The organism is Undibacterium sp. RuTC16W, assembly GCF_049339445.1.
GTDB lineage: Bacteria > Pseudomonadota > Gammaproteobacteria > Burkholderiales > Burkholderiaceae_D > Undibacterium.
On the sequence record NZ_JBMPPE010000001.1, the window covers coordinates 443,906 to 460,214 of the forward strand.

General features: G+C 48.9%; 14 protein-coding genes. 9 read left to right on the forward strand and 5 right to left on the reverse strand.

Annotated features, from left to right (window positions below; translation table 11 throughout):
- Positions 1-171 precede the first annotated feature (171 nt).
- Both ACO0K4_RS02010 and ACO0K4_RS02015 read right to left on the reverse strand, forming a co-directional pair.
- On the reverse strand, positions 172-1,107 hold the full coding sequence (locus ACO0K4_RS02010) for a LysR substrate-binding domain-containing protein (protein ID WP_422954923.1): 936 nt from the start codon (positions 1,105-1,107) through the stop codon (positions 172-174).
- A gap of 128 nt (positions 1,108-1,235) precedes the next feature.
- The gene (locus ACO0K4_RS02015) at positions 1,236-1,691 is read right to left on the reverse strand and encodes an Lrp/AsnC family transcriptional regulator (RefSeq protein ID WP_422954924.1); all 456 of its coding nucleotides are present in this window, start codon (positions 1,689-1,691) and stop codon (positions 1,236-1,238) included.
- A 128-nt stretch (positions 1,692-1,819) separates the two neighbouring features.
- On the opposite strand from ACO0K4_RS02015, the gene yedA reads away from it, so the two are divergent.
- Positions 1,820-2,695 carry a drug/metabolite exporter YedA gene (yedA, locus tag ACO0K4_RS02020; protein WP_422954925.1) on the forward strand — a complete coding sequence of 292 codons (876 nt, stop codon included), beginning with the start codon at positions 1,820-1,822 and terminating at the stop codon, positions 2,693-2,695.
- A gap of 29 nt (positions 2,696-2,724) precedes the next feature.
- On the opposite strand, the gene ACO0K4_RS02025 is transcribed toward yedA, so the two are convergent.
- Positions 2,725-3,783: a GGDEF domain-containing protein gene (locus ACO0K4_RS02025; protein WP_422954926.1), complete on the reverse strand. Its 1,059-nt coding sequence runs from the start codon at positions 3,781-3,783 to the stop codon at positions 2,725-2,727.
- A 293-nt stretch (positions 3,784-4,076) separates the two neighbouring features.
- Here ACO0K4_RS02025 and ACO0K4_RS02030 point away from each other — a divergent pair, with 293 nt between their 5' ends.
- On the forward strand, positions 4,077-4,748 hold the full coding sequence (locus tag ACO0K4_RS02030; RefSeq protein ID WP_422954927.1) for a methylamine utilization protein: 672 nt from the start codon (positions 4,077-4,079) through the stop codon (positions 4,746-4,748).
- 194 nt (positions 4,749-4,942) lie between these two features.
- On the forward strand, positions 4,943-7,303 hold the full coding sequence (locus tag ACO0K4_RS02035; RefSeq protein WP_422954928.1) for an EAL domain-containing protein: 2,361 nt from the start codon (positions 4,943-4,945) through the stop codon (positions 7,301-7,303).
- A 61-nt stretch (positions 7,304-7,364) separates the two neighbouring features.
- Here ACO0K4_RS02035 and ACO0K4_RS02040 read toward each other — a convergent pair whose 3' ends face one another.
- Positions 7,365-9,095 (reverse strand): diguanylate cyclase domain-containing protein, encoded by a 1,731-nt coding sequence (locus tag ACO0K4_RS02040; RefSeq protein WP_422954929.1) that lies wholly within the window; start codon positions 9,093-9,095, stop codon positions 7,365-7,367.
- A gap of 510 nt (positions 9,096-9,605) precedes the next feature.
- On the opposite strand from ACO0K4_RS02040, the gene ACO0K4_RS02045 reads away from it, so the two are divergent.
- The 5 genes from ACO0K4_RS02045 to ACO0K4_RS02065 all read left to right on the forward strand — a co-directional run bounded on the left by ACO0K4_RS02045 (position 9,606) and on the right by ACO0K4_RS02065 (position 13,632).
- Positions 9,606-10,517 (forward strand): DUF3034 family protein, encoded by a 912-nt coding sequence (locus ACO0K4_RS02045; protein ID WP_422954930.1) that lies wholly within the window; start codon positions 9,606-9,608, stop codon positions 10,515-10,517.
- Positions 10,518-10,643: 126 nt separating this feature from the next.
- Entirely contained in the window at positions 10,644-11,105 is a 462-nt protein-coding gene (locus ACO0K4_RS02050) for a group I truncated hemoglobin (protein WP_422954931.1), read from the forward strand.
- Between the two features lie 356 nt (positions 11,106-11,461).
- Positions 11,462-12,331: a DUF3034 family protein gene (locus tag ACO0K4_RS02055; RefSeq protein WP_422955417.1), complete on the forward strand. Its 870-nt coding sequence runs from the start codon at positions 11,462-11,464 to the stop codon at positions 12,329-12,331.
- A 75-nt stretch (positions 12,332-12,406) separates the two neighbouring features.
- Positions 12,407-12,856 (forward strand): group I truncated hemoglobin, encoded by a 450-nt coding sequence (locus ACO0K4_RS02060; protein ID WP_422954932.1) that lies wholly within the window; start codon positions 12,407-12,409, stop codon positions 12,854-12,856.
- Positions 12,857-12,942: 86 nt separating this feature from the next.
- Entirely contained in the window at positions 12,943-13,632 is a 690-nt protein-coding gene (locus ACO0K4_RS02065; protein ID WP_422954933.1) for a methylamine utilization protein, read from the forward strand.
- A gap of 164 nt (positions 13,633-13,796) precedes the next feature.
- Here the strand turns inward: ACO0K4_RS02065 and ACO0K4_RS02070 are convergent, their stop codons facing one another.
- Complete coding sequence (locus ACO0K4_RS02070) at positions 13,797-14,417, reverse strand: OmpW/AlkL family protein (protein ID WP_422954934.1); 621 nt, start codon at positions 14,415-14,417, stop codon at positions 13,797-13,799.
- A gap of 176 nt (positions 14,418-14,593) precedes the next feature.
- Here ACO0K4_RS02070 and ettA point away from each other — a divergent pair, with 176 nt between their 5' ends.
- Entirely contained in the window at positions 14,594-16,261 is a 1,668-nt protein-coding gene (gene ettA / locus ACO0K4_RS02075; RefSeq protein ID WP_422954935.1) for an energy-dependent translational throttle protein EttA, read from the forward strand.
- Positions 16,262-16,309 lie beyond the last annotated feature (48 nt).

Genomic DNA, 16,309 nt, shown 5'->3' on the forward strand with positions numbered 1-16,309 from the left:
TTGAATCCGCAGACTGGATGGGGCTCTTGAAGGTATTTCACGCCAGAAGGCGCATCCAGTCTGCGGATTCGCTTTAGGAAGTGCACCGCGTTCTTGCATCACTATTCGTTGTTCACTATTTACGATTCAGTATTAATTAATACACCTGCCATAGCATCAACATCGTCATGGTTAGGGTATTAAATTAGTCGTTCCCAGCCACTTACCGCTGACGCAAAGCTCGCGGGTGACGTTCAGCACCAGGTTCTCGACGGCCATTGCGGCATTGGTCAAAGGAATGTTTTTTGAAGCGCAGAGGGTGACGGTGCGCGATAGCTGTACATCGCTGATGGATGAAGCGCGCATCTCGCCGCGCTCGATTTCTGTGAGCAACGGCGACACAGGCAGGATGGTTGCGCCCATATCCGCCATTAACGCAGATTTCAGAATCGCGATTGAGGTGATGTCAATGACATGATCGATTTGCTTGCCTTGCTGCCTGACGACTTGCTCTATCCTGGGCCGGACGCCATGCTGAATACTGGGCAAAATCAAGGTTGCCTGCAACGCCTTTTCCAGGGTGAGACTTTTACGCTTACAGGCGAATTGAGAATCGCTGCGGGTGATATACATCAGCTCTTCTTCTACCAGCGGCTTAGTCGCGAAATTTCCTAGCTGACCATCGTCAAACAAGATCGCCAGATTCAATCGCCCTGAGCGCAACTGCTCGGTCAGGTTGCCGGTTAACTCTTCAGTCAACTGAAAAACAATATCCGGATAAGCGGCGCGGACTGCTTTGAGCAAAGGGAAGGCTAAGGCGCCGGATGCGCTTTGCGGTATACCGAGCGCCACTGTGCCTGTGGGCTTGTCCGTCGATTGTGCAACAGCGGATTTGGCATCACTGACTTGTTTAAGTATGGCTTGTGCATGCTCGTAAAACAGTTTGCCTGCATCGGTTGCCTGCATCCCCTGCGCTGAGCGGTGCAGCAACAACGTGCCCAATTCCTCTTCAAGCTGCTGTAATTGCTGGGTCAATGCGGGCTGCACGATATGCAGTACGCGTGCCGCACGGGACAATGAACCATGATCGACAATGGCGACGAAATAACGGAGTTGGCGTAGTTCCATGCAATTTATCCGGCTAGTTATGGCTGGTTATGGCTGGTTGTGGCTGGTTGTGGCTGTCTGAGTCTGTACAGCATCTATTCAGGTTTGATACAGGAAGCCTGATATAGACGCGGGCTTATAGTAATTAATTATGCAGAAGACGTGACCGGAGTAATCGCTCGCCGCTCTATCGACGAGGAGAGTATCAGGGACGTCGATGTGACGCCGCAGCGCGCCAGACTCACAATCACTCGCTCCAACTCTTTGACGGAGGGCGCAACCACTTTGACAATCACGCAATCTTCACCGGTAATCGCGTGACACTCGATGACCTCGGGCACCTGTTCGGCAATTTTAGTGACCGGAATATCGCTGGAGCGGCTGGCGACGCGGACAAACGCGGTGATGCCATAACCCAGTGCTTCTGGATTCACACGCGCATGGTAGCCCGTGATCACATTCGCGGCCTCCATACGTTTTACCCGCTCGGCGACTGCGGGCTGACTCATATGAATGCGTCGTCCGATTTCAGCCAGCGTGACTCTTGCATCGGCCTGCAAAATATCCAGGATTTTTGCATCCATCTGATCTAAATCCAATTTCATGGAAAATCACCTGTTTTTCAATTAATCTCAAAGTAATGTAACTGATTTACCTTGTTTCATCCATTCATAATCTGGTTTTAGTCACCTACACTAGTTGTACTCAAAGTCGTTTTTCCCGAAAGATTGTCATGTCACGTTTGCCACGCTCTGTTTTGCTTGCTTTACTCACGGTGTATATCGTTTGGGGTTCAACCTACTTTGCTATCCATGTTGCATTGACCTCATTCCCCCCATTTCTACTCATGGGGACGAGGTTCCTGATGGCAGGTGGTTTACTGTTTGCCTGGCAAAAATTTCGTGGCACCGCCAATCCAAGCTGGCGCGAATGGCGCGACGGCGGTGTTGTCGGCGTCCTGATGCTGGGTGGTGGCATGGGATTAACAGCGGTTGCGCAGCAAAGTATTTCGTCCGGCCTGACCGCAGTTTTTATTGCATGCTCACCGATGATTTTATCTTTCTGTGTGGGACTGTTCGGCGACTGGCCAAACAGACGCGAATGGACAGGTATCGTCATAGGATTCGCCGGTGCTGTCCTGCTCTCGCTGGGGGGCGAATTTTCAGCACGTCCTGCCGGCATTATCAGTCTGCTTGGGGCGATTCTTTGCTGGGATATCGGCTCCGTCTTATCGCAACGTAAGTTGAAGATGGCGCCAGGTGCCATGGGATTTGCTAGCGAGATGCTGCTGGGTGGCGTATTCCTGACAGCGGTTGGTTTTTTATCTGGTGAAAAATTCACTGCGCCCATCACCATGAACGCAATGTTCGCCTGGTCGTATCTTGTGGTTGCCGGATCTCTGCTGGCTTTCACGGCCTACATGTATTTATTATCTGCTGTACCGCCCGCTCTGGCTGGCAGCTATGCGTATGTGAATCCGGTCATCGCCGTGGCATTGGGAGTGATGCTGGGAGGGGAGCAGGTAGCGGCTCGTGAAATACTGGCGATGACAATTATTCTGGCTAGCGTATTCATGCTGACAACGGCACGCAGCAAACAACAGAACTGAGTTCAGCAGTACTGGTCCGTCTGCTGGATTTAGAAAAATTCAGCCGTATCGTTTGACTGCTCAGCGTGCAGGTCACCGCTGGTCACCAGGGTATCGTAGTAACAGGTGCGGTTGCGGCCATTACTCTTGGCAAAATACAGCGCCTGGTCAGCACGCCCCATGATTGCGACTGCAGGCTCAAATGCATCAATACGTGCGAAACCCACGCTGACAGTAACTCTGCCGACCTGCGGGAAGTTATATTGCTCCACATTCTCACGAAAACGATCAAAAATATGCTGGGCGTCTTCCTGGGAAGTCGAGCGTAATAAAATCACAAATTCCTCACCGCCAAACCGGAACAAGCGGTCTGTCGGCCGGAACGAAGAGCGCAATAAATTCGCAATCAGAATCAGAACTTCGTCGCCATACAGATGACCGAACTGATCATTCACGCGCTTGAAGTGATCAATATCAAGCACCGCCAGCCAATTTTGTTTTTCTGGTTCACTGGCACGACGATCCTGTTGTATCTCGTCACCTTCTTCACCGCCAACTCCATTCATTTGCTGGGAGCTCGCACGCAAAATTTTTGAGAAGTTATCGTCAAATGTTTTACGGTTAAGTAATCCTGTCAATGAATCGCGCTCGCTGTAATCCAGCAGGTTCTGGAAGTTGCGATAAACGATCAAAATACCTTCCATGACCTGCATGGTATTTTCTGAATATGAAGCGGGGTTTGCAATTTCAAGGCAAGTGTTGAGCTTCTCATTGACCCACATCGGGAGCCAGATCAAGCGCTTGCCGTCTTCTGAACGTCCTTCGATCAAGCTCATATGTTGCTTGATTCCCTCTTCGAGAGCCGGGTATTTACCAATCGCATCGCCGCCCTGACTGGCGACCGCATGTTCGGCCAGAGCGACAACCTTGCCATCTTTAATCGTAATTTGTGGTTGTACAAATATCTGCAAGCCTACCGTCGCAATATCGAGCACGCGCGCGTATTCCGCATTAGTCAACTCGCACAATGCGGAAATCACAGAAATATTGAGGAGATCATGGTCACGATGACCGGTGATTTCCACAAGGTGTTTAATGATGGAATCCATACTCTATCTAAGAGATGTCCGAAAAAAGCAAATAAAGTCGAACGACAATACCTTAGCTGCAACCAGGAAACAATAAGCACGAAAACATTTACAACAATTACAGTGTATTTACTTACGACGTGCAAGCCGGCGCCAAGTTAGGATACTTGCAATTTTATTCACTATCTCAATAAAACCTGAGGAACAAAGGTTTTTACATAGCAATTTTTACACTATTATAACAACGGAGATAGCAAGTAAGCGGTTTAGTCTCTGCAAGAAAACAAAGAAACCAGTAAAGTTGCCTGACACCAATGCAATCTGCCACCATTGTCGACTTCAATGCGCCATACGATAGCCTAATAAGGACAGCCACTATGTTATATGCCAAGAAATTTCAACGATTTGCGGCTATTGCCTTGCTTACGACGCAAATACTCCCTGCGCAGGCAAGTCAACTGGTGCAAGTAGTCGACAGCGCAGGACTGGCCGTTGCGGATGCCGTCGTGTACTTTGAAAATGGTAATGCAGAAAAAATAAAATCTGCGAATGCCGAAATTCAGCAAAAAGATAAAAAATTCATGCCACTGGTCACAGTCGTCCAAACAGGAACATCGATTAGCTTTCCGAACAATGATACCGTCCGGCACCACGCTTATTCATTCTCGCCTGCCAAGACGTTTGAGCTGAAGCTCTATGCGGGCAAACCCGAGGCACCAATTATCTTCGACAAACCTGGCACGATCGTTGTTGGCTGCAATATACATGATCAGATGCTGGCCTATATTCAAGTGGTCGATACACCCTATTTCGCCAAGACAGATGCCAGCGGCAAAGCCCGGATCGCCTCTATTCCCAATGGTAAATACACACTAAAAACCTGGCACTTCAAACAGATGAGCGGCGGCGCTATTAGCGAACAGCTGGTGAATATTAAAGATGACAATGCCACGATTACTGTCAAGCTTGGTTTCAAAGTAAATTAAGAAAACTTTTCTGTTCAGGCATTAAAATAGAAAATCTTTTTTTTTGAGCACTGAACGGCGTGGAAACTATTTATCTGAGCAGGCGACATTAGAGAGAAGCACGCCTGGGGCAGCAGTTTTTTCTGGTCATTGAAATACGTACTAATTGATCATTCACTTCATCACTACATCAAAAGTATTTTGCAAGGAAATTCATGCGTTTGCATAGTCTGGAAAGTCGTGTCGTTACTCTGTTTATCGTCTTGATTCTCGCTGTTCAGCTCGCGGGCTTTTTTGCTATTCGTAATGCGATAGATAGCAATGCACGCGCTGCAATTCAGGAAGAACTCAAAATCAACGAGAAAATTTTTGGTCATTTACTTGATCAAAACAAACAAAAACTAACCGAAGGTGCGCGCGTACTGGCCTACGAATTCGCTTTCCGCGAGGCGATTGCGACCAACGATACCGACACGATTATCTCTGCACTAAGTAACCTGGGTAATAGATTTGGCGCGAGTTTTTCTACCTTAGTCAGGTTAGACAAGACCATCGCAGCGTCTACCAATAATAGTCTCGCAAATAATGCGCTGCCATCGCTGCAACCTTTATTTATTCAGGCAGAACAATCTGAAAATAGTAGCGCCTTCAGTACCGCCATCGTAGAGGGACATCCTTATCAGTTAGTGATGATCTCTGTCAAAGCACCCGTCAGTATTGGATGGGTAGTAATGGCGATTCCTATCGATCAAAAAATCGTTGCCGATATGCGCGAGCTGTCCGCATTGCAAGTCACTTTACTCACCAGCGGTGTCGGTGGCAAATGGAAGCCGGGTGTATCAACATTGAATAACGAACAGGTTGAACAACTGGCTCAACTGGTACCGAGAATCAATGATAAAAGCCAACTCATTGCTGATCTTAAAATCGGAGATGAAGACTACAGCGCCCGGGTAGTGAAGCTTGCTCAAAATGCAGACTCAATGACAGTCGCCGTCTTGCAGATTTCGGTCAGTGAAGCGATTGCCCCTTACAAAAAATTGCAAAGAAATCTTCTGATCCTCACCGTGCTGGGCGTCATTATCGCCAGCATCATCAGTGTGCTCAGTACCAAACGCATTACCGAACCGATGCGGCAATTAGCCGATACTGCGAAACGATTAGGTGCGGGGGACTACACCGCCGCCATTACGGTAAAAAGAAATGATGAGATCGGTGATCTCGCGCAGACCTTCGCAACAATGCGCGACGGTATTGCCAACCGTGAAAAAGAAATCCGGCGACTAGCGTATTGGGACACCCTGACCAATTTACCTAACCGCGCTTTGTTTGTAAGCATGCTGCAAGATGCAATCAAACAGGCCCGTGCCACAGAGCAGGCTTGCTTTGTATTAATGATGGATCTGGATCGCTTCAAGCACGTCAATGACGTGATGGGTCATAGTTTTGGCGATCAGTTGCTCAAGCAAGTTGCTATCAGACTCAGTGATGAATTAGGTCAGGGCGGGACGAAGCCAGCACGCTTAGGTGGCGATGAATTTGCAATTCTTCTGCCAAGTTCTTCCATCAGGGAGGCGCAAGATCTTGCGGCAAGAATTTTACAATCCCTGGAAAAACCGATCTCCATTGAAGATCAGACGGTGGATCTCGGCGCAGGCATCGGCATTGCCGGTTTTCCTGATAATGCGAATGATGCAGAGTCCTTGTTAAGCCGGGCCGAAGTGGCCATGTACACGGCCAAACATGCTAACAGTGGTGCAGTGACTTATACGCCCGCAATAGACAAAACCAGTCAGCAAAGCTTGTCCTTATTAAGCGAGCTGAGAACGGCACTGGAGCAGGAAAATTTTCGCCTGTATGTACAACCCAAAGTCGCACTCGACAGCGGCAAAGTGATTGCAGTCGAAGCACTGATACGCTGGATACATCCTGAGCGTGGCTTCATTTATCCGGATCAATTCATTCCGTTTGCAGAACAAACCGGCTTTATCCGTCAACTGACACGCTGGGTACTGAACGAGGCTGCCCGTGTCTGCAGTATCTGGATTGCCGATGGTCGCCAGCTGAAGATGTCGGTGAACCTCTCTACCCGCGATTTACTCGATCAGGATTTACCCAATAAATTTGCAGATATTCTTGAGCGACACCAGATCACTCCTGCTGCATTTTGTCTGGAAATAACCGAGAGTGCGATTATGGATGATCCGGTTCGTGCGCAAAACACACTGGAACGACTGCACGCAATGGGTGCTGATTTATCAATTGACGATTTCGGTACCGGTTACTCATCGCTGGCATATCTGAAAAGCCTGCCAGTTGATGAACTGAAAATTGATAAATCGTTCGTACTGAAGATGGAACAGGATATTGATGATACAAAGATCGTCAAATCTACGATCGATCTGGGTCACAATATGGGATTGCGCGTTGTCGCCGAGGGTGTGGAAAACAAAGAGGTAATGAGCTTATTGAAAGACATGGGCTGTGATCAGGCACAGGGCTACTACATTAGTAAACCTATGCCGTCCGATCAATTTTTAAGCTGGTTGCAGACATGGGAATCCTCTCCGGACTGAGCCTCAACGGCTTTTTACAGAATGGCTAGCAATGCGTTGTGCTTGGCGTAACGGTTCTGTGTCAGACCAAATGCATTTGTTTATTTTTCCGGTCGCGCTTCCGTTTATACATGCGACTGTCTGCAATCTTAATCAGTCTCACATAGTCATCGCCATCTTCAGGATAACTCGCCCAGCCGATTGATACGCCGACACTGACAATCACGTCATCAAGTGCAATCGGCTCCTCTACCAGGGTAGAAATTTTCTCCACCATATTGTGAATATCGATCGAACTCTTTGTATCCTTCAGTAGCAACACAAACTCGTCGCCGCCATAACGGGCCACAATATCGGTATCCCGGATAGAGGCTTGAAGACGAGCTGCAATAATCACCAGTGCGCGATCACCGGCATCATGTCCATAATTGTCATTGATGTACTTAAACCGGTCGAGATCGACAAATAACAATGTAAATACCTCCAGACCATGCGCCTTGTTCAGGGCATTTTTTTGCAGATAATTAATTTGTGCGAATAAGGATTCCCTGTTGGCGACCTGCGTCAGCTTGTCAAAACGCAGCTTGTTTTCCATTTCAATCAGGGTCTGCGCCAGAATGCCGATTTCGTCATCACGTCGTATATTCAATTCGGGCAGAGGTTGTCCATCACCAAATTTTTCTGCGGCACTGGTCAGCTTGCGGATGTCCCGGATCACCCGATCCACAATCGTCAAGCCGATGGTTAAGGCAAACACGATACAGGCAATAGCGATCACCAGACTCTGGAAAAAACCTTGATTGATACTGCTCATAAAGTCCGAACGCGGCACAGCAACTACCGTCAACCAGTTCAAGCCCTGCCTGGTTCCTAATGATGACACGGCGACATCGACCGTCCCGATGGCGAGCTCTAACTGTTGGGTCGAAGAAACCGTTTTGTCTCCCTGCAAAATTTTGCGTTGCCAGGTGTCGCTTTTCTTATACGTCTCGCTGATCAGTGGCGATTTCATTTCTGAGGCAAGCAAACGCTCAGGCGCACCGTTCACCCGCTTTACCGCCTGCTCTTCACCCGAGGTCGCAACGATGTAACCATCGCTGTCAATGATATAGGCTACGCTGTTTTTACTGATATCCAGCGTACGCAAAAAATCTGACAAGACTTTCAAGGTGACATCCGTCGCGACAACACCAGCGAGGGACCTGTCCTGCTGATACACCGCTTTGGCCAGCGTCACCGTCGGTTCTGCGGACGTAAAATCATTATAAATTTTTGACCATACCGGCTTGTCAGTATGTGCCGCCGCCTGATACCACGGCCGTTTGCGCGGATCGTATTGGTCAGTACGCAATACTTCGGCACGGTCACCGGGAGCATTGACTCGATAAACCTGACGCAAAGCGGTATTTGGCTCATGCCAGTAGAGCTCGACGAAATCATTGCGTATCCGGAAGACGCCGACCATACGACCATCTTCGCCGCCGTAATAGACATAGTTGTTCACATCCATGAACAGGCCGCTGGCAGCCCATAATTTGACTTCAAGATTATGCAGATCATCGGAAAAATTCTGCGTCTTTGGCTGACGCTTGGGATCGGGAGCAACGGATTCCAGTGCGATCAGAGCACCATCAAGATGTTGCTCCGTTGCATGACTAATACGATTGACCATATCAATCAGCACCCGTTGCGTCAGTGTATGCACGGCATCGGTTCCTGCCTTCATCGACACCCAGGCAATCGCTGCGGACACGCCTATCACCAGTACGGTAATGGGCACAACCAGTTCGCGACGTAAGGAAGACTTGCTCATGCCTTTTGGGTTCCTGATGGTAATCCGACGATGTTCTGCTTGCAGTCGTATGAGAAGCAACAGATGCATTTCGCTTTACTTTTCTTTTATAGCAAAATGGCCTTACTTTTTTTACATACGGACAACTGATCGCTCAGCATAGATAGTCACAGCGACGCATCAGAATGTATCGAAATTTATACACAACTCAATAATATAGAGACTTGTCGCTGGCTGGTACGATTTTCCATGAGAGGTGTTGGTATTTTTTGGTAAAGTGTTGTCAAATTCGTTGCCAGATTCTGACTGTTGAAAGATGAATTCACCGAGGGTGTTTAACAGAGGTTCAACTGAACTTCAAATTAGTTTCAATTGCGTTTCAGGAAAAATTTTATCCTCCGGATATTGTTCATAGTACTTTTAGGCAATGACGAACTGGTGTCAAAGCGAGCATAAGCCTGCTACGCTTCATTGCAATGGTTTGCAACCGGCTCAAAGCTTGTTTTTCACGACGCATACAGGGAGTAATGAATGCATCAAAACACATTGCGCTCCATTAAGGTCGCTCTGCTCAGCGTCACACTATGCGGACTCGCAGCAAATGCCGCTGCTGAGAATTTTCCGGCACCGGATATGGGCAAATTCCTCGCCACAGGCGGCGTCAAACAACTTGAGGGAGCTGGCGGCGGCGGTATTACGCCATGGGCCTTGATCACCGGATATGGCACTGAAGATAGCTACGGTGTCAACGCGCACATTACGCAGGTCGGCACTCAAGATTACCGGCTCAAGACTTACGGGGTCGCCGTAGGTTTCGCAGATAAACTGGAAATGTCGCTCTCGAAACAAGAGTTCAGCGGTAGCCTGGCACCGCTCGATCAACTAAATATTCAGCAAGACATTGTCGGCATTAAATTAAAACTGACTGGCGATGCGGTATTTGATCAGGATAAATTACTGCCGCAAATCGCCGTTGGTGTCATGCTAAAACGCAATAACGGTATAGCCGGCTTGGGTGCTTTGGGAGTAAGCAATGTCAGGCAGCTCGGTGCCAGCAATGACACGGGGGTGGATTACTACGTCTCAGCGACCAAACTCTATCTGGATCAAAGTCTGTTGCTGAACGCGACCTTGCGTCTGACCAAGGCGAATCAAATGGGTATTCTCGGTTTTGGTGGCGATAAGAGCAATCATTACCAGGCAATGTTCGAAGGCTCCGTCGCCTATCTTATCCATCGCAAGCTGGTCGCCGGTGTGGAATACCGCATGAAGCCACGCAACCTTGGCGTCGACAATGAAAAAGATTTTTCTGATGTCTTCCTGGCGTATTTTCCGAATAAAAATTTTTCTGTGACTGCCGCCTATGCCAATCTGGGCGACATCACCATTTTTAATCCAAAAAATCAGCGTGGCTGGTACCTGTCGCTCCAGGTTGGTAATTAACAAACCAACAAACGATGACGCCGTCACTATTGGTCATACTGCAAAAAACAAAACCAAACACCAACATGGCTGGCATCGTACCGGTTTTAGTAAAGTAAAGTCACCTCAATTAACACGGATCAGCTTATGCGACCTACTGCTTTGTATCAACCACTAGCCGCCCTGTTCATCAGTCTGCCCTTACTGGTTGCCTCCCGTACGAGCTACGCACAGGCCAACCCTGAAGCCAGCGCCCTATATCAGGCCCTGGGCAATCAGGCGGGTATCGGTCTAATTGTGGATGATCTGATTGTGCTGGTCCTGGCTGATGCGCGCATCAAAGACTCATTTAAAGAAACTAATATCAAGCGCCTCAGTCAATTACTCAAAGAGCAATTCTGTGTCCTCTCTGGCGGGCCGTGTACATATACCGGTGATGATATGAAACTGGTGCACGACAAACTGGGCATCACGGCAAGCCAGTTCAACGCATTGGCAGAAGATTTACAAATCGCTATGGACAAACATCAGATTTCCACGTCAACACAAAATAAACTGATTGCCAAATTGGCACCGATGAAGCGGGATATCGTGACACCGAAAATGTGAAGTTTTATGGCAATGATGGCCGATATACAACGCCTTTCATCAACAGAAATGAGATGCGTTCTATTTGTTGTGATCTTGGCAGGATCTTATTGATTTTCTGCCCTACAGGCGGCGCGCTCTTTCTCAGCTATTGTCTTTTGCCGTTTTTTACTGCTGTTCTCAACTATTTTTCTCAGCTGTTTTTCTCAACCGTTTTTTCTGTTTTCTGCTGATTTATTAATTTTTTAAATTTATTGAATCCGATTTCTGTCCGGCAACGTATGAGTAGTCAGAGAACGCCGTATGTGCGTTGTGCTGACCAATAACCTAACGAGGAAATCAAGATGCTTCTCAGATCACTGCTTTTACCAACTCTCATGCTTAGTAGCAGTTTGTTACTGTGCCAATTCGCTGGCGCGCAAGACCTGACGCCAGATATGGGCAAACTGACCGCCACTGGCGGCGTCAGCCAGCTAGAAGGTGCGGGCGGTGGCGGCTTGACGCCTTGGGCGCTGATTTCCGGTTACGGCTCACGCGATAGCTACGGTGCTAACGTGCACTACACTCAAGTGAAAACGCAAGATTACGGTCTAAAAACCTATGGCGTTGCTGTGGGCATCGCCGATAGAGTGGAGTTATCTATCGCGAAACAGGAATTCACTGGCAGCCTCGCTCCCTTGAATGCGCTCAATATTCAGCAGGATATTGTCGGTGTCAAAGTCAAGGTATTAGGCGATGCAGTCTATGAGCAAGACAGCTGGATGCCACAAATTGCGGTCGGTGCCATGGTCAAGCGCAATAACGGCATCGGCGGATTGGGTGCCCTGGGTGTGACTAATGTCAAGCAACTCGGTGCCAACGATGACCGCGGGGTTGATTACTATGCATCAGCAACCAAAATTTATCTGGAACAAAGTCTGCTTATCAACGGCACCCTGCGCATGACCAAGGCGAATCAAATGGGGATCCTTGGTTTTGGTGGCGACAAGAAAAATAAGTATGAGCCAATGCTGGAAGGTTCTGCGGCCTATCTGGTGAATCGCAAGCTGGCAATCGGTGCTGAATACCGTATGAAGCCACGCAATCTTGGTGTCGATAATGAAAAAGATTACTACGACGTTTTTGTCGCGTATTTCCCGACAAAGAATCTGTCGATCACTGCGGCTTATGCGACGCTGGGCGATATCACTGTATTCAATCCGACCAATCAACGCGGCTGGTATCTGTCGCTGCAAGCAGGCTTCTGATTTCACGTATGTAGCTTGATGATGCGTACCCGCTCATCGAGCTGAACCACACCCCTTATTTAGAAAGACATGATCATGCGCACTCATTTTATCCGTCGTAGCTACTATCTTCTCACCCTGCTCGCCGCCTGTGTCTGCATCAGCACCAGCGCTGTTGCCCAGACGGCACCGGACGCCGTCTATCAAGACCTCGGCGGGAAAACCGGTATCAGTAAAATTGTCGGTGATTTTTTACCGATAGTCTTAGCCGACACACGCATCAATGCCGCCTTCAAAGATACCGATATGGAACGCCTGGCACTCATGCTAACAGAGCAGTTTTGCGAAGTCAGCGGCGGCCCATGCAAATACAGCGGCAAGAACATGACTGAAGCCCACAAAGGCATGAACGTCACCAACGCGCAATTCAATGCACTCGCCGAAGATCTGCAAATCGCGATGGAGAAAAATAATATCCCCTCATCTGTATCGAATAAACTCGTGGCAAAACTTGCACCGATGCAGCGACCCATCGTCAGCAAATAATTGGTGTACATTGGAGGGCACGTCGCCTTCGCGGCAAGATACAGAACGCGACGCGCCCTTCACTTATCTCTCTTACCGGAACCATCATGCTTTCACATCACCGCACCTCCTGGCTCAGGCTCTCTAAAACAGGCTTGCTGCTATGCGCATTAGGTAGTCTAGGATCGATCTCTCCGGCCTGGTCAGCAACGGTATTTGGTCTGGCGATTGATAAAAACAGCGCCGTCATGTCGGACGTCGTGGTGTATGCGACGCCGATAGGCGCGCCGATGCCAGCAACGGCGAAGACCGAAGCAGCGATTGTTGCGCAAAGCGATATGCAATTTACACCATATGTGATGCCGATCCGCGTGGGTTCGCAGGTCAAGTTCCCGAACTACGACAAGATGGAACATCACGTAAAGTCGTTTTCACCCTCCAAAGAGTTCGAAATCAAAACCTATGAAAAAGGGGTGACGCCGCCGCCAGTCTTGTTTGATAAAGCGGGTATCGTCGTGGTCTACTGCCTGCTGCACAACTGGATGCGTGCCTATGTGCTGGTGCTGGAAACTCCTTACTTTGCGAAGACGGATGCCAGCGGAGTGGCAAGAATAGAGAATTTACCCGACGGGCAATACGAGATCAAAGCCTGGCACCCGAACATGGGCAGCATCAAGCCGCCTCTGACGCAGACCGTCACCATCAACAATCAGTCCGCGCCCTTGAAATTTCAATTTGACTTCGTACCCATTCCCAGAAAGCCTGCACAATTACCAAAACCTAATACTGGGTACTAGTATAGCTATAAACAGTACTTTATCCGCATTATTTACGGCGTGATTTAAAAATACTCCCTATATTTCTAATATTACCAATATCAGTAATGGCGATAAAAAAAGCCGCTCAATCACCTTGAGCGGCTTTTTTCCATATCCTCAGTGAGGATGATTTTCATCTACGTTTAGAAGCGATATCCAATGCCGACGCCAAGCAGCCACGGATCAAGCTTAACCGCACTGGCCTTCACGCCACCGATCGTCACATCGCTGCGGATTTGTACTTTTTTCACATCAAAGTTCATGGACCAGTTTTTATCCAGCCTAAAATCCACGCCAGCTTGCAGCGCCAGACCATAACTATGCTGATCCAGGTCAGCAGCGCCATTCAGCAACGAGACGTCAGAAATACGGGTGTAGTTCACACCAGCACCGAGGTAAGGACTGATCTGCGCTTCAGGTGCAAAGTGATACTGAGCCGTCAATGTTGGCGGCAAATGCTTGAACGTACCGATTTTGACACCATCCAGCATCACATCATGCTTTTGCGGATACGTCAGGATCAACTCGGCAGACCAGTTTGGCGTGAAAAAATACGTGAAATCGACTTCTGGAATCGTTTTACTACTGACAGTCAGACGATCCGCTGCACCGGCACCGCCGACAGGATCAGAACCATTTGCCGGGCTAATATTCACCACGCGGGCACGGATTTCCCATGGACTTTGTTGCGCCAGTGCCTGAGTTGAGGCCATACCAAGCAGCGCGAAAGAGAGCAGAGACAATGTAGTCGCGATTTTTTTCATTTTAATTTCCTTTTGTTTTCAACAGTGATGAAGCAAGTGTAGTGCCGCGGTACATCAGACAATTTGCGCTAAATCAAGATTGGTGCGCAGCACAAATTTCGTCTCTTTACTCGTCTTCATTGCGGCATTGAGGTATCCTTGCGGGCATCGACCTCAACCACTAAAAAATTCAAAAAATGGCCAATTACGTCTACACCATGAATCGCGTCGGCAAGATCGTGCCGCCTAAGCGCCAGATTCTGAAAGATATTTCCCTCTCGTTTTTCCCTGGCGCCAAAATCGGCGTGCTGGGTCTGAACGGCTCCGGCAAATCCACGCTGCTAAAAATCATGGCAGGTATCGATAAAGATATTCAGGGAGAAGCGGTACCGATGCCGAATCTGAATATCGGCTATCTGCCGCAAGAGCCACAACTCGATCCTGAACAAACGGTACGCGAAGCAGTGGAATCCGCCTTGGGCGAGGTATTCGAAGCCAAAGCGAAGTTAGAGCAAGTCTATGCAGCCTATGCCGAGCCGGACGCCGACTTCGATGCCCTCGCAAATGAGCAGGCACGACTCGAAGCGATCATCTCCACATCCGCAGGCGACAACGTTGAGCTGCAATTAGAGATGGCGGCTGATGCATTACGCCTGCCACCCTGGGATGCCAAAATCGGCGTTCTGTCCGGTGGTGAAAAACGCCGTGTCGCCTTGTGCAAACTACTGCTGTCCAAACCCGATATGTTGTTGCTCGATGAGCCAACCAACCATCTGGATGCAGAATCCGTCGATTGGCTGGAGCAGTTCCTGTTACGCTTTCCAGGCACTGTAGTCGCGATTACGCATGATCGCTACTTCCTGGATAACGCTGCAGAATGGATTTTGGAGCTTGATCGCGGTGCTGGTATTCCGTGGAAAGGTAACTACTCTTCCTGGCTGGATCAAAAGCAAGCTCGCCTGAAGCAAGAAGAGGCGACCGAATCCGCACGCCAAAAAGCCCTGCAAAAAGAATTGGAATGGTCACGCCAGAACCCGAAAGCCCGTCAGGCCAAGAGCAAGGCACGTCTGGCTCGCTTTAACGAAATGAGCGAGCACGAGTACCAAAAACGGAACGAGACACAAGAGATTTTTATCCCAGTCGCCGAGCGTCTGGGCAATGAAGTCATCGAGTTTAAAAACGTGTCGAAAGCCTTTGGCGACCGCCTGCTGATCGACAACCTCAGCTTCAAGATCCCGCCTGGCGCCATCGTCGGTATTATCGGCCCGAACGGCGCAGGTAAATCGACGCTGTTTAAAATGATCAAAGGTCTGGAACAACCCGACAGCGGCGAAGTCGTGCTGGGCCAGACGGCGAAAATTTCTCTGGTCGATCAGTCACGCGAAGATTTAGGCAATACCAAAACGGTATTCGAAGACGTCGCAAATGGCGCTGATATTTTGAGCGTCGGTCGTTTTGAAATGCCGTCACGCGCCTATCTTGGCCGCTTCAACTTCAAGGGTGGCGATCAGCAAAAGATCGTCGGCAACTTATCTGGCGGTGAACGCGGTCGTCTGCATCTGGCAAAAACCTTGCTGCAAGGCGGTAACGTCTTGCTGCTCGATGAACCGTCGAACGATCTGGACGTAGAAACCTTGCGTGCGCTGGAAGATGCCTTGCTCGAATTCGCCGGCAGCGTCATGGTGATCTCGCATGATCGCTGGTTCCTTGACCGGATCGCGACGCATATTCTGGCGTTTGAAGGCAATTCTCAAGTCAGCTTCTTTGATGGCAATTATCAAGAATATGAAGCCGACAAGAAAAAACGTCTGGGCGAAGAGGGTGCCAAGCCAAAACGCATTCGTTACAAGCCTTTGACAACCTGATTCTTCTTCATCGCCTTGTTTCACTCAACTTATCTTTGCGGCAGTCGA